The 13,885-nt window shown below is 32.8% G+C and carries 12 protein-coding genes; all 12 read right to left on the reverse strand.

Annotated elements, in window-relative coordinates; translation table 11 throughout:
* Positions 1-39 precede the first annotated feature (39 nt).
* Entirely contained in the window at positions 40-3,300 is a 3,261-nt protein-coding gene (locus L3J07_01755) for an efflux RND transporter permease subunit (GenBank protein ID MCF6276555.1), read from the reverse strand.
* Positions 3,301-3,681: 381 nt separating this feature from the next.
* Positions 3,682-4,587 (reverse strand): PAS domain S-box protein, encoded by a 906-nt coding sequence (locus L3J07_01760; GenBank protein MCF6276556.1) that lies wholly within the window; start codon positions 4,585-4,587, stop codon positions 3,682-3,684.
* 1,101 nt (positions 4,588-5,688) lie between these two features.
* Complete coding sequence (locus L3J07_01765; GenBank protein MCF6276557.1) at positions 5,689-7,887, reverse strand: heavy metal translocating P-type ATPase; 2,199 nt, start codon at positions 7,885-7,887, stop codon at positions 5,689-5,691.
* Between the two features lie 87 nt (positions 7,888-7,974).
* Entirely contained in the window at positions 7,975-8,856 is an 882-nt protein-coding gene (locus L3J07_01770) for a hypothetical protein (GenBank protein MCF6276558.1), read from the reverse strand.
* A gap of 20 nt (positions 8,857-8,876) precedes the next feature.
* On the reverse strand, positions 8,877-9,062 hold the full coding sequence (locus L3J07_01775) for a hypothetical protein (GenBank protein ID MCF6276559.1): 186 nt from the start codon (positions 9,060-9,062) through the stop codon (positions 8,877-8,879).
* 21 nt (positions 9,063-9,083) lie between these two features.
* Complete coding sequence (locus L3J07_01780) at positions 9,084-9,812, reverse strand: hypothetical protein (protein MCF6276560.1); 729 nt, start codon at positions 9,810-9,812, stop codon at positions 9,084-9,086.
* A 17-nt stretch (positions 9,813-9,829) separates the two neighbouring features.
* Positions 9,830-10,270, reverse strand: a complete 441-nt coding sequence (locus L3J07_01785) for a hypothetical protein (GenBank protein MCF6276561.1) — start codon at positions 10,268-10,270, stop codon at positions 9,830-9,832.
* Positions 10,267-10,794: a hypothetical protein gene (locus tag L3J07_01790; GenBank protein ID MCF6276562.1), complete on the reverse strand. Its 528-nt coding sequence runs from the start codon at positions 10,792-10,794 to the stop codon at positions 10,267-10,269. The genes L3J07_01785 and L3J07_01790 overlap by 4 nt, the downstream gene beginning before the upstream one ends.
* Before the next feature lie 9 nt (positions 10,795-10,803).
* Positions 10,804-11,289, reverse strand: a complete 486-nt coding sequence (locus tag L3J07_01795) for a hypothetical protein (protein ID MCF6276563.1) — start codon at positions 11,287-11,289, stop codon at positions 10,804-10,806.
* Positions 11,290-11,385: 96 nt separating this feature from the next.
* Complete coding sequence (locus L3J07_01800) at positions 11,386-11,766, reverse strand: hypothetical protein (GenBank protein ID MCF6276564.1); 381 nt, start codon at positions 11,764-11,766, stop codon at positions 11,386-11,388.
* Positions 11,767-11,858: 92 nt separating this feature from the next.
* Complete coding sequence (locus tag L3J07_01805; GenBank protein ID MCF6276565.1) at positions 11,859-13,286, reverse strand: DEAD/DEAH box helicase; 1,428 nt, start codon at positions 13,284-13,286, stop codon at positions 11,859-11,861.
* Between the two features lie 190 nt (positions 13,287-13,476).
* Positions 13,477-13,866, reverse strand: a complete 390-nt coding sequence (locus L3J07_01810) for a cupin domain-containing protein (GenBank protein MCF6276566.1) — start codon at positions 13,864-13,866, stop codon at positions 13,477-13,479.
* Positions 13,867-13,885: the final 19 nt, after the last annotated feature.

Here is a 13,885-nt window from a genome sequence, read left to right on the forward strand (position 1 = left end):
AAAATAAAAAGTCCTTCTCAGGACTTTTTATTTTTAAATTTATTTATTTCTTTTAAATCTATAAACTATTTTTCTACGAATTCTTTTGAAGCTTTCTGCTCCAGACTCAACCCATTGGTATAGAATTGGAGTCATAAACAATGATAATATTGCTGAAGACAAAATTCCAAATATAATAGACGCTGCCAATCCTTTCCAGAATGGAGATAAGAATACAAGTGGCGCCAAACTTCCAAGTGCAGTAAGTTGTGTTAAAATAATAGGTCTAAACCTTACAGTCACTGCAGTAGAAATAGCTTCTGCTGTACTCTTCCCTGTTCTCTTCAGTTGGTTTGCATAATCAATAAGCAAAATGGTCACATTTACCACAATTCCTGCCATTGTGACAACACCAAGCAACTCCAAAAATCCAAGCTGTCCAGTTGTAATCCAAAGTGCAAAGAATACTCCAACCAATCCAAGTGGAATCGCAAACAAAATGATAAATGGTTTTATATAAGACTTGAAAAATCCAACTAACAAAACATAAATCATAAATATTGCAATCGCCAAAGCAACAAGCAAATCTGTAAAGGATTGTGTAATAGAATCTGCAGTTCCTTCATAATTAAGTGCATCTTCACTCAACCCCAACTCTTCCAATTTTTCTTTTGATAGATAATCTTCCAAATCATTTTGGATTTTTCCAGAATCACCACCATCTTTTACAGATGCATAAACTTCTACATATCTATCGCCGTTCACACGCTGAATCGTAGTTGATTCTTTATTTTCTTTTTCAGAAATAATATCTGCCACAGTCACAACTTCTGGTTTTTCTACAAACCTCTCTGGATTTTGAATTCCTTGTACTCTCATTTTAGTCAAGGTTTGTTCATAAATCACTTCTTCCATTGTTGGAACTGGAATATCTAGTAAATCCTGTTCAGAAACAATCTCTGGTGTAATCTTTGAAATAATCTCATAATTCTTACCGTTCAATTCAATATCACCCAATTCATTTTCAGCCAAACGCTCATTTAGTGAAGAATAGATCAAAAATGGATTTTGTGCATTTTTATTTTCAACATCCAAGACGAGTGTAATTGCTCCACCAGAACTTCCTTCTGAAACATTATCTTCCACGCGTTCAATATCTTCTATTCCACTCAAATATGCTTTAATATCTTCTACTGCTATCATCAAAGATTCGGTCTCATCCCCCATCAATCTTACACGAATTGGAAATGAATCTTGCGGAGGACCTTCGCCATTTGTAGAAGCTTTAATATCCGCATCCAGATTTAATTCTTCAAAAGAATTATTCATAAACTCTGCAACTTCGTCCGAAGTTCGCATTTCTTTATCAGCTCTTTCATTTATTGATAGTAATTGCGCTAGTATTACAAATGAATTTCCATTTTGTTGATAAAAACTAAAATTCTCTATTTCTGGAGTATTTTTCAAAACATCTTGAACCGGAACAACAATATCATAAACAGCCTTTTCAAAAGACCATTCATTTGAAATGTCACCTTCTATCAAAAGAAATACAGCATCTTTGGATGAAGAAAACTGCACAACCTCAATAGCACCTGTTTTTATAAGTACTCCACCAGAAATAAACGGGAGAGATAGAATTGTAAAAAATAAGACTATTCTTAGCACAAACCTTGGTTTTGTCTTACCCAAAAGCCATTTTATACTTTTGCCAATCCACTGCCCAACCTTCCATGTTCCTATAATTTCACTATCAATCCCTTCTACATTTACTATACTGCGTTTTTTGAATATTCTTGCCGCAAGCGATGTAAAAAATATTGCTGGAATTACCATAGAAGCAACCATTGCCGGAATAACAGTTGCTGGAATATATTTGATAATTTCACCAAAAAATCCAGAAACAATACCAAACGGTACAAAAACTAAGATATTTGTAGAAACTGCCAAAAACACACCAGATCCTACAGTATTCCAAGTCTTTGCAGCAGATTCACGAGCTGAAAAACCCTGATCTTTGAAGCGTTGCAGTGACTCCAAAAATACAATACTTGGGTCTATCACAAGTCCAATAGTCAATACCATTGAAAATAAAACCAAAGTATTCATCTCAATTCCAACAGAATTTAAATAAATAAAAGAGAAAAATAATGAAAGTGGAATGGACGCTGCAGCAAGCAATGCTACACGCAAATTCATAAACAAAAGCAAAAGTAACACTACAAATGCAAGCCCACCAAACATATAACCCAAAAATCCAAGCTTTCCCCAACCATCTATATTCCCACCAAAAATACTCTGTGTAATCTCCTCAATTTGACGACGAGTATCGTCTGCTTGATTATAAAGCATCACATATTTTCCAAATTCCTCCTCATTTAGCTCTGCCAAAACAATTCTGATACTATCGTCTAAATCCAAAATATCTGCCCCGCTTTCCATTTTTATAGCATAAACCAAAGAACGCTCCACGCTTAATTTTTCTTTATTTTCCTCTCTAAATCCAGTACGGTTATAAAAATCATTATTGTTTAATGTTGTGCTAATTTCTGCGATATCTGCCAAAACAATACCCTCTCCAACAACAAAATTTTTCACATCATCCAGAGTCGAAATACTCTTTTCCAATATAATACTAACAGACTCATCGTCTCCATTAAAAGAGCCTGCTGGAGCTTTAAATTCTGCCATGGCCAATGCATCTTCTACTTGCTTACGAGAAAGACCTTTTTCAACCAACCTATCGTTATCAAAAGAAATTACTACCTGAGGTGTCAATTCATTTTGAACATTTACCTCCTTTACACCATCTAATTTTTGCAATATACTTTGCAATTCATTTCCTTTACTATATAGTTCCCACTCATCTCCATAGCCTGTAATTCCAAGCAAAAACTCTCCAGGACCTGCTACAGAAAATTTATTCACCACAGGATCTTTTGCACCTTCTGGCAATTTTACTCCTGCCATTTTTGTATTCAAATCTGCAATTGCGTCATTTACATCTGCTTTTGCATCAAATGTCACAATCGCTGTACCAAAAGAATTTCCAGCAATAGTTTTATATTCCTCCACATCCTCCATTTCTTTTAAAGTATTCTCCAATGGAATCAAAACCTCTTTTTCCACCTGCGTTTCACTTGCGTTTGGGTATACTACATTTACACTAGCAATATTTACATTCACATCTGGAAATCCTTGTTTTTGCATTTGTGAAACAGAAATTCCGCCAAATACAACTAAGAATACAAATACCAAAAAAAGTATTTTTCCATTATTAAATAGAATATCTATAAATTTATTTTTTACATTTTCAGGCATAAAATTTTTTTAAAAATTATATTCAAATCTACTTTTTTAATTACAAATTTGTTATTTTAAGAATTTTTTATAATACATTATTTTTAGCTTTTAGTCAAGTAAAAAATCTATTATAAATAAAAAACTACTGATATTTCCAGTAGTTTTTTATTTACTCTATTTTTAATTTTTGCGTTTTTTAATTTTCACGCTTTTTCTAGGTTTCAATTTCTTTTTCAATCTTTTTCCTATTGTTGTATTTTTCTGTGAGTGTTTAATTCTAGATTTTAGTGCACTATTCATAAATTTTATTTAAACTTAATATTCTACAATTATACACAATTCCTTATAAAAAAGCAAGTGTTCAAGCTCTTCTTTTAATTTATTATAATTATTTCGATATTAAGAAGATTTTTTACCTTTTAACTTTTTAAGTTCTTTTTTTAAATCCACCATTTTCATCTCTCTTTCTGATATAAGTTTTTCTATTTTTTTAGATTTAATTTTATCCTTTTTCTTTCTTTTTTTATCTTTTTCTTTTTTTGTAATATCCTCAAAAATTGTCACAAACTTGTCTTTTCCAACTTTATAGGCTGATATAGAATAATGCCTCCCAAGCTCTTTACTAAATTGATCGAATTTTATACTTTTACCAGATGAGATAACCTTTCCATAAATTTTTATAAAATTAGAATTTCTTATACCAGGTATCACATCTGTTACTTTTTTATTTAATACCTCATCTTTCTTCAGTCCTGTTAATTTTTCAAAAGCTGGGTTAATACCTAAAAAAATATAATCTTTAGGTCTATTGTGTTTATTGAATAGCATTTTATGAAATGCTATTCCAAAAGGAGAATTTTCTACCAAAAGCTTATTATATTTATTATTTTTTGCTAATTCTTTTTCTATCTTTTTTCTTTTTGAAATATCTCGCACTGTCGCCTGAAGAGCTGGCTCGCCTTTAATTTTTAAGCGACTTAACAAAACCTCTGCTGGAAAATTCTTTCCACTTGATGTTTTATGCACCCACTCAAAAAACTGTCTTCCCTCGTCAAATGCTTTTTTAATATATTTGTTTGCTTTTTCAAAAGAATTTTTACCGTCTGGCTGTTTTGCTGGAGACAAATCTGACGGATGTGTTTTTACAAACTCTTCTACTGAGTCTATTTCAAATAAATCTAATGTTGTCTTATTACAATCAAAAAAACCTTTTTTATTCAAAAGCATTATTGCATCTCTTGAAGTTTCAAACAGGGATTTGTAATTTACTTGTTTTCTAAGTTTTTTATGAGATCGTTCTTTCATAATTTATTTTAATTAATCTTTTAATCTTATAATATCACAATTAACAAAATTGAGTAAATAAAAAGTAACACATATTAGGTTACTTTTTCGCTCGACGGGTCGGATTCGAACCGACGACCAATTGGTTACACTCTACCCTCTGTTCCCAGAAGAAGTGGACTATATTATCACCCTCGCCTAAACCGCGTAAATCGCGGACGTTAGGGTGCGAAGCGCTTCCCAACAAATTGCAAACAATCTGTAAGTACTCCCGTAAAGGGATAGTCTCTGAACCTTCCGAATATAAGTCCTTATTACACAGACTATGCAAAACACATAAAGTGTACATATTCCTTTTTGTAATCTTTGGACTATACAAGGCTTGGCTGCTGATTGCCCTTGATATAGGGAACTGTTATTAAATACCATTTCTATTAAAAGCGTATTTAATGACAGTTCCCAATTCATCGATTGGGTTTCCAGCAATTCACTTCGTTATTCACCTTGATGTTTCCACCAAGGGCTGCATTTTATATATACAGCCAACTGCTCTACCACTGAGCTACCGTCGAATATTGGAACCTGAAAGATTCCTTTTGTAAAAATTACACCCCATCATTATATACCATTCTTCAAAAAAAAGCAAGTGTTTTCAAGGATTAAAAAAAGAGCCTTTGAAAAAGCTCTTTAAATTCTTAATTATGATTACGATTTACATTGTTTACACTTTTTACAAAAATAATATTGAAAAATAAATATATTTTTAGTAATAAAAGTATAATTTAAAACTTTTTCTTTCTTTTTTATTTAATTCTAACTTTCAACTTTAAAAACTTTATAGACTTTTCAACTTCTTCTGCCATCCTTAGCTTGACTAAAAATCCAGGGTTTAACTCAACATTCATTTACTAAAGACTCTGGATTCCCGATCAAGTCGGGAATGACATAAAGCAAATACGTCATATTGAGCGAAGTGAAACGGAGTCGAAATATCTCGAAACCATATCACCAAAACTATGAATATTTAAAGTTCTTATTAAATTATCTCGAGATCCCCCTACTGTCGCTCAGGATGGCGTCTATATTTTCTAACTTTCTACTTTTCTAACTTCATTAACTTTTCTAATCAAGCTTCCTCCTTTTCAAAAGTAAAGAATTCAAAACAACAGAAATACTACTCATGGCCATCGCAAGCCCAGCATATTCTGCTTTCAAAAGTCCTAGTGCGGCAATTGGAATTCCCACACTATTATAAAACAATGCCCAAAACATATTTTGTCTTATTTTACTCATAGTCATCCTACTCAGACGAATTGCCTTCACAGCATCCAAAATATCATTTTTCACCAACACGATATCTCCAGATTCTATTGCCACATCTGTACCGCTACTCATAGCAATTCCAAGATCTGCTTGAGCCAAAGCCGGCGCGTCATTTATCCCATCTCCAACCATTGCAACAAGCTCGCCTTTTTCTTGAATTTTCTTTATTTCTCCTGCTTTTTCTTCGGGCATTATTTCTGCCAAAACTTTGTCTATCCCAACTTTTTTTGCTATTGCTTCAGCTGTTTTCTTGTTATCTCCCGTCATTATTACACTTTTTATACCCATTTTATGTAGAAGTTTCAAAGCCTTTTTAGATGTTTTCTTCACTGTATCTGCCACCGCCACCAAACCAATTACTTCTTTTTCTACTCCCACTATCATTACTGTTTTTCCCTCGCCTTCCAACTTGCTTTTTTTATTTTTCAGATGAGATTCAAACTTTATACCATTTTTTTGCATAAATTTTTCAGTCCCCACATAAACTTCTTTTTTATCTATTACTCCACAAATTCCACTTCCTGGCACAGCTCTAAATTTACTCACCTCACTCAATTTAATTTTATCTTCTGCTGCTTTTTTCAATATAGCATCTGCCAAAGAATGCTCAGAATTTTTTTCCAAAGATGCAGACAAGCTCAACAATTCGGTTTTCTTTATTTCTTTTTTCGCAATAACCAAATTGGTCACAACAGGTTTTCCTTTGGTCAAAGTTCCAGTTTTATCAAAAACAACAGTTTTTACTTTTCCCGCAATTTCCAAGGCTTCACCTGTTTTTATCAAAATTCCATTTTCAGCACCTTTGCCAGTTCCCACTATAATTGCAGTAGGCGTCGCCAAACCAAGCGCGCATGGACAAGCTATAACAAGCACGGCGGTAAACGCAAGAAGTGCTGAAACGAAAGTAGAGCCGACTACAAAAAACCAAACCACAAATGTCACAATCGCAATCACAACAACCGTTGGAACAAAATAGCTAGAGATTTTGTCGGCATATTTTTGAATTGGAGCTTTTGAACCTTGTGCCTCTTCTACCACTTTTATAATATGCGACAAAACTGTGTCTGCCCCAACTTTTTCTGCTTTAAATGTAAAACTTCCATTTTTGTTTATTGTTGCACCAATTACATCACTTCCCTTCTTTTTGTCCACTGGAATACTTTCTCCAGAAATCATAGACTCATCTACTGCAGATCGTCCGTTCAAAACAACACCATCAACAGGAATTTTTTCACCGGGACGAATTACTATAGTATCCCCTACTTTTACACTTTCTATTTTAACCTCTACTTCTTTTCCATTTTTCAAAATCCTCGCAGTTTTTGCCTGCAAACCAATCAATTTTTTTATAGCGTCTCCTGCTTTTCCTTTTACCCTAGCTTCTAGCCATTTTCCCAAAACTATAAAAGTTATAAGCAAAGCTGAAGTCTCAAAAAACACCTCTCCACCCAAAATATAAGTAGATGCTAAACTATAAAAATATGCTGCACTCGTCCCAACTGCAACCAAAGTATCCATATTTGCAGTTTTGTTGCGCGTTGCATAATACATTCCTCTATAAAATCTGTAACCTATTCCAAATTGAATTATTCCTGCGAGCACAGATTGAACGACTAAACTTCCAAAAGATTTGTTCATCAAAAACATACTCAAAATCAAAACAGGCAATGCCAAAAATGCACTTAGTAAAAATAAGTTGCGCTCTTTTTTTATTTCTTTTTTGGTATCAATTTTTGAATGGTTGTGGTTATTAATATTTAAACCTTCTTCACCTTTCTTTTTTGATACCACCCCAACCATCTTATATCCACTTTTCTTTATTACCCTCTCTACTTCACTTGCATCCAAATCACCCTCTATTGTCGCTTTTTGTGTAGCATAATTTACATTCGCACGTTTTACACCTTTTAATTTTGATAAGTTTTTTTCTATTGTTATCGCACAAGACGCGCAGTGCATCCCTTCTATTCCATACTGTTTAATTTCTTTTTTATCCATATACTTCTAAATTACTAAATATTTTACACAATACCCACTTATTATAACATTTTTCAAGTTTTATGCGGGTATTGTGCAAAATCTAAACTACTTTTTATCACTTAATATTACTGTGTTTGTATCTAAATCTTTATAATTAACACCAATAACATCCAAATCTCTAAATATAAACACACCGTCATCTTCTACACTTCCAACTTTAGACCAAACATTACGCAAAGAATTGTAATCTCCAGCCTCTTTTGACATTATTATTGTTGGAACAGACTTTATATTATATCTATCTATCAATTCCTGCCCCTCCAAATCTGAAATATCAACAAGTTTTTCACTAGCAAATACAATTCCAAATCTTTGCAAAATAGGTTTTTGTGTCTGAACGACATCAAAACACACATCACAAGTCTTGTCAACTATATATATTGTATTTACTAAACCAACCGTCTTGTTTGAAGTATTATCAAAGAAAGGAAGTTTTGTTTTTTCCCATACCAATGTTTTTTCTTCGAATAGTCGTAAATTATTTTTAAACGCTCTTGATAACTTACTTTTTATATTTTCTTCAGACTGAAATATTAATGCGGGAAGTTTACTTATATTTAATTTTTTTATCAATTCTTTTGCTGTGTCATCATTTGCAAAAATAACTTTGTCATCTAAAATTTCAATATTTTGCGCGAGTAAAACTGTTTTTTCTTCTAACATATCCCCACAACTCTCACAATCCAAAGGCTTAATAAGTGTCAAGGTTCCTTCTTGCGGTTTTGCAATATCAACCGCTTCGCCCAATTTACTGTTTACAGAAAAGGTAAATAGTGCCATTGCAATAATATTTACAACAACCACAATCGCAAAAAATATAATAAGGTTTCGTGTTAAATTCTTTTTCAATTTTGATAGAATTTTTATATTTTTATATTTTTTTTCACTACAACAATCCACAATCTTTTTTTTATTTATATCTGTCATATTTTTTCTAATTAATTATCTTAACAACCACCAACCATTTCTGGCGATGAGCCATCATCTGTAAAACTAACAGAAGTAGGCGAAGAACCAATTCCAATCTCAGCCTCATTTATATTCTTGCTCATATCTACAAGCATAAATGTCTGATAAGATGATACCGCAATTGCTAAAACCAACATTATAGTTAGAGTTTTTTGTGAAAACATATTTTATTATTTAGAAATTAATTAACAACCACCAACCATTCCAGGTGATTTTATGTCTGGCTTAAATCCAGAATTTTTTGCTTTTTCTTTTAGATTTTTCAACTCATCTTCGCTCAAATTCATTGTCAAATACTTTATGTCTGAAGTAAATTTTTCAACCTCTCCAGAAAGTGAATTTGCCATACGCTCTTGCATTTGAGATGGAAAATACATTCCCTTTTGCCGCATAAGCTCATACGCAATTTCAGCATCCGTCATTTCTGGATAATTTCTAATTAAATACGCAGCTGTGCCACGCATTGCAATAGAATGTGCACAACCACAGGTTGGAGAGCCATCTTTTCGCACCAAAGTTTTTACACCACAACAAAATTCACATGTAATATACGGCTCTGTCCCTATTTTTACATACCTTTCCATCTCCTCTTTATTCAATTCAATCGGATTAGAACCTTGCATTGGTGCCATTATAGACAACTTCTTTATAGATGCATTTATAGCGTTTATACTAGACATATCCAAACCAAGCTCTACTCCATAAAATGGCATTTCTGTTGGTGTCACTAAAATAGCAACATCTTTTGCAAAGTCTCCAGTCATAATCATACCGTCCATATTGTGAGAACCAATCATTTGTGAGCCTACCTGCATTGCAAGTGCCTGATTTGCTATCAGCACAAAACCAACCACAACAATTGCCACCTTTTGAAATAAAAGATGGATATTTTTATTTAAAACATATTTTTTCATATAACATATTTAATTAATTACCAATCTCTACAACACGCAATAATTTGCTCAACTGTTTTTTTAATTTTTGGACTATTTCTCATAAAAAATAAACTCAAAAATATAAACCAAACAATCAACAAAAATATAATCGTGTCAACCCAAAACTTATTTTGATCAAGAAAAAAAGCTATAAAAACAATAGATGACAATAAAAAAGGTAGTCTAAATATATGCCATTTATTTTTTAACTTTCTTTCCAATAAATAATAAAAACCTATCGTACTTTGCCCCATAAGAATTCCTATTACTAAAGGATTGTCAAACAAGCCTTTCCAAAAAAGAAAAAGTAATACAATCCAAGCAATAGAAATACTTGCACAAATAGCACAGACCTTAAGTTTTATTATTTGTTTTATAATCAAAATTAATAAAAATAAAACTGTAATTAAGACTATTGCAACAATTAGTGAATTCATAGTGTCAATTGCACAATTAAAGAGAACAAAACCAAAAGACTAAATGTAATAATAATGCCTTGATAAGGAATTAACTTTCCATTACGCTTTTCTTTTATATACATACTCAAATACGGAGATGCGTACATAATCAAAGTTCCAACAATAACACCAACAATAAATTTATTGTACATATAAGTACGGTTCAAAAGAGATCCGTATTCACCAAATAAATATAAATTGAAAGATTGATATTCTGTAATTAACGGCATAATTGGAATAATTGTAGACAAAAAAACAAGAGTAATAATTATCTGTTTTTGATATTTTATATATTGTTTTTTTACTATTCTCTCTATCCACAAACTAAGTGCCAAAGCAAAAGCTCCTATAAACATACCGACAATAATAGTAGACACACCCAAATATGCAGCACCGACAGCAAGCGCGCCCGCGCCCGCTGTACACAGCGGACAATGGGCTTTTGCAATAGTTGGCACAAACAAACCGATAGAAAGAAATGATACAGCTATTTTTTTATTCATATTTTAAAATTACAACTGCATAAATTCTGAAGTTCCACCATCATCCATTTGGTAAATTGTAAACAATCCCTTTTTTGAACCTGGCATCCCAGGAGAACCAACTGGCATTCCAGGCATTGCAATTCCATTTACACTAGGTTTTTCTTCCAAAAGTTTATTTACAGCCTTAACTGGAATATGACCTTCTACAACATAACCATCGTTTATTATTGTTGTATGACAACTCTCCATATTTCCTGGTATATTATGTTCATTTTTTATTGTATCCATATCATCTGTTTCTATCATTTCCACTTCAAATCCATTGCGACGAAGATATGAGACATAGTTTGCACAACAACCACAGCTTGGAGATTTATAAACTGTAGCTGTTTTTGCAGACACATTTTCTACACCACCACTAACTCCTTTTTTTGTTATTCCAATTCCAGAAATCCAAGCCCCAAATACTAATACTGCAACAGACAAACCAATAATTTTTGTTTTCTTTTTCATAACTTTAAACTTAAATAATTAATAAATTATATATAAATATAATTTTATATATCAAAAAAACCATACCCTAAAAAAACAAGAGTATAGATCTAAAAATTACCAAGTTTTTGGATGAAGTATGCCTATCTTAAATAGACGAGAAAAATAATTGAAAAAGCTGAAATCACCAAAGCGTGACCGAACTCGTTTTAAATATAAATAAAAATTATCATTTTTTAGCGAACTAAAAATAAATGATAGAAAAATAGAAAAAACTAAAGAAAAAAGTATTTTTTCAAATGGATTGGAAGTTAAAACAAAATCATACATATGCATTCCCAAATTTACTGTATATTGCTCTGTGCAACAAGGCATATCATGGTCTGAAGAATTTTGCATACCAGAAAAAGCCATAGCAACAGAACCACCAAAACAAGAAACTATAAGAGCTATAAATACTCCTATTGAGAATAAGATTTTCCAATTCATTTTTTTCATAGTCTATATATTATAACAAATTTTTTAAAAAGTACAATGCTTTTAAAACAAAAACAAACCTATTCAAAGGTTTGTTTTTGTTTTAAAAGTTTTTATCTTGCAACTCTTGCTCTACTACGATAATTCCCATTACTTCTTTTACCTTGGTTTTGACCGTTTCCAGCACTTCTTTTTTTTCTACCAAATCCAGAACCAGAACTTGAAGAGCTAGGTCCAGTTTTTGCATAACTAGAACCTCTTCTTTTGTGTCTAGAATAAGAATTTCCTCCACTATTTCCTCCTCCGCCACTTCTTCTGTTTCTACCTCTATATCCACCGCCATTGCTTCTGGCATATGAACTTCTACCTGAACCACTAAACTCTGGTTCATAAGCTAATTTTGGTCTTGCTTCTGGAAGATCTGGAAGATCCAACATTGGCAATTTCTTGCGCATTAGTCTCTCGATTTTTCTAACATCATTTCTTTGAGAAGGATTTACAAAAGAAATTGCTTTTCCAGAGCGCCCTGCTCTACCGGTTCTACCGATACGATGAACATAATCTTCTGTACAATCTGGCAAATCGAAGTTAATTACCAATGAAATATGTCTTACATCAATTCCACGAGCAGCAATGTCTGTAGCTACCATTACGCGAAATCTTTTGTTTGTAAAACCATCCAAAGCAGTTCTTCTTTGTGCCTGAGAGCGGTTAGAGTGAATTTCTGTTGCAGTGTGCCCCATTCCGCGGATATCACGAGCGATACGCTTTGCACCGTGTTTTGTACGAGAAAAGATAAGAACTGTATTAGATTTATATTCTTCCAAAAGTGCATCGAGCAAACGCATTTTGTTGTTTTTAGCAATCATAAAAAGTTCATGCTCAATGTTTTCAGCAGAAGTTCCCTGCTGTGCAATTTCAACCCTCATTGGCATATTCATAAATTCTCCTGCAAGAGATGCGATCGATTTCGGCATAGTTGCAGAAAATAACATAGTCTGTCTTTTTGCTGGAGCAGTTGATAAAATTTTCTTAATCTGTGGCAAAAACCCATCGTCAAGCATTCTGTCTGCCTCGTCCAATGTCACCATTGTCAACCTATTAAGTTTGTAAACTCCTTGTTTTATCAAGTCGTCCAAACGCCCAGGAGTAGCAACCACAATATGTGGATTGCGTTTCAAATCCTTTTTCTGTAGATATTGAGAAGCTCCGCCAATTACAACAGCTGTCTGAAGTCCAAGCGGACCACCAACATCTTTTAATGCTCTTTCTACTTGAATAGCAAGCTCACGAGTAGGTACCAAAATAAGTCCTTGTCCGTTTGAGTTGATAAGGTGATTTATCATTGGAATACCAAAAGCCAAGGTTTTACCTGTACCAGTTTGCGCAATACCAATCACATCTCTTCCTTCCAAAGCTCCAGGAATAACATGACTTTGAATAGGTGTTGGGATGTTAAACCCCTTTTTTGTAAGAATAGAAAGAAATCTCTCGTCTATCCCAAGGTCGCAAAAACGACCTGTTTTTTGTTCTTTTTGCATATATATATTGGGTTTTTATCTAAATATTGTAATATATTTAGGCAAAACCACTTATGACCCAATTTTCTCCTAGGCCATATATTGACACAAAAAGACTCGAGTCGCTTTGAGCAATCACCCAAAGCATTAATTTAAAGTACATTATAACAAAAAAACCTTGAAATGTCAAGGTTTTTTGTTTAAATTCAGCTTAATTTTCTGTTGTCACCCCATCAAAGTGCTCTTCTACTTCTTCTAACTTTGTTTTATGGACAGTGCCATCTTTGTGTTCTGGTGGAGAATAAATTGAATAAACTTTAAGCTCAGACTCTCCAATATTTATAACATTGTGTTCTGTTCCAGCAGGTATTACTACAGCAAAATCATCTTTTAAAACACTTTCAACACCATCTAAAACAACTTTCGCCTCTCCCTGTTCTACTCTGATAAACTGATCCAGCTCATGAACTTCGCTTCCAATTTCATCGCCTGGCTGTATATTCATAACAACCAATTGACTACTTTTTGAAGTGTAGAGAACTCTTCGATAATCATTATTTTCAAGTGTTTCTTTTTCTATATTTACAATATAACCTTTCATAAAATTTTATTATTTATTT

The sequence above is a fragment of the Candidatus Magasanikbacteria bacterium genome, from assembly GCA_021648085.1.
Taxonomy (GTDB): Bacteria; Patescibacteriota; Patescibacteriia; order Magasanikbacterales; family UBA922; genus JAKITS01.

What these genes read in the sequence shown, in the direction of transcription:
- L3J07_01805 (MCF6276565.1), bottom strand. Translation starts at nt 13,286, where the DNA reads ATGCAAAAAGAACAAAAAACAGGTCGTTTTTGCGACCTTGGGATAGAC.
- L3J07_01755 (MCF6276555.1), bottom strand. Translation starts at nt 3,300, where the DNA reads ATGCCTGAAAATGTAAAAAATAAATTTATAGATATTCTATTTAATAAT.
- L3J07_01785 (MCF6276561.1), bottom strand. Translation starts at nt 10,270, where the DNA reads ATGAATTCACTAATTGTTGCAATAGTCTTAATTACAGTTTTATTTTTA.
- L3J07_01760 (MCF6276556.1), bottom strand. Translation starts at nt 4,587, where the DNA reads ATGAAAGAACGATCTCATAAAAAACTTAGAAAACAAGTAAATTACAAA.
- L3J07_01765 (MCF6276557.1), bottom strand. Translation starts at nt 7,887, where the DNA reads ATGGATAAAAAAGAAATTAAACAGTATGGAATAGAAGGGATGCACTGC.
- L3J07_01795 (MCF6276563.1), bottom strand. Translation starts at nt 11,289, where the DNA reads ATGAAAAAGAAAACAAAAATTATTGGTTTGTCTGTTGCAGTATTAGTA.
- L3J07_01800 (MCF6276564.1), bottom strand. Translation starts at nt 11,766, where the DNA reads ATGAAAAAAATGAATTGGAAAATCTTATTCTCAATAGGAGTATTTATA.
- L3J07_01770 (MCF6276558.1), bottom strand. Translation starts at nt 8,856, where the DNA reads ATGACAGATATAAATAAAAAAAAGATTGTGGATTGTTGTAGTGAAAAA.
- L3J07_01810 (MCF6276566.1), bottom strand. Translation starts at nt 13,866, where the DNA reads ATGAAAGGTTATATTGTAAATATAGAAAAAGAAACACTTGAAAATAAT.
- L3J07_01790 (MCF6276562.1), bottom strand. Translation starts at nt 10,794, where the DNA reads ATGAATAAAAAAATAGCTGTATCATTTCTTTCTATCGGTTTGTTTGTG.
- L3J07_01780 (MCF6276560.1), bottom strand. Translation starts at nt 9,812, where the DNA reads ATGAAAAAATATGTTTTAAATAAAAATATCCATCTTTTATTTCAAAAG.
- L3J07_01775 (MCF6276559.1), bottom strand. Translation starts at nt 9,062, where the DNA reads ATGTTTTCACAAAAAACTCTAACTATAATGTTGGTTTTAGCAATTGCG.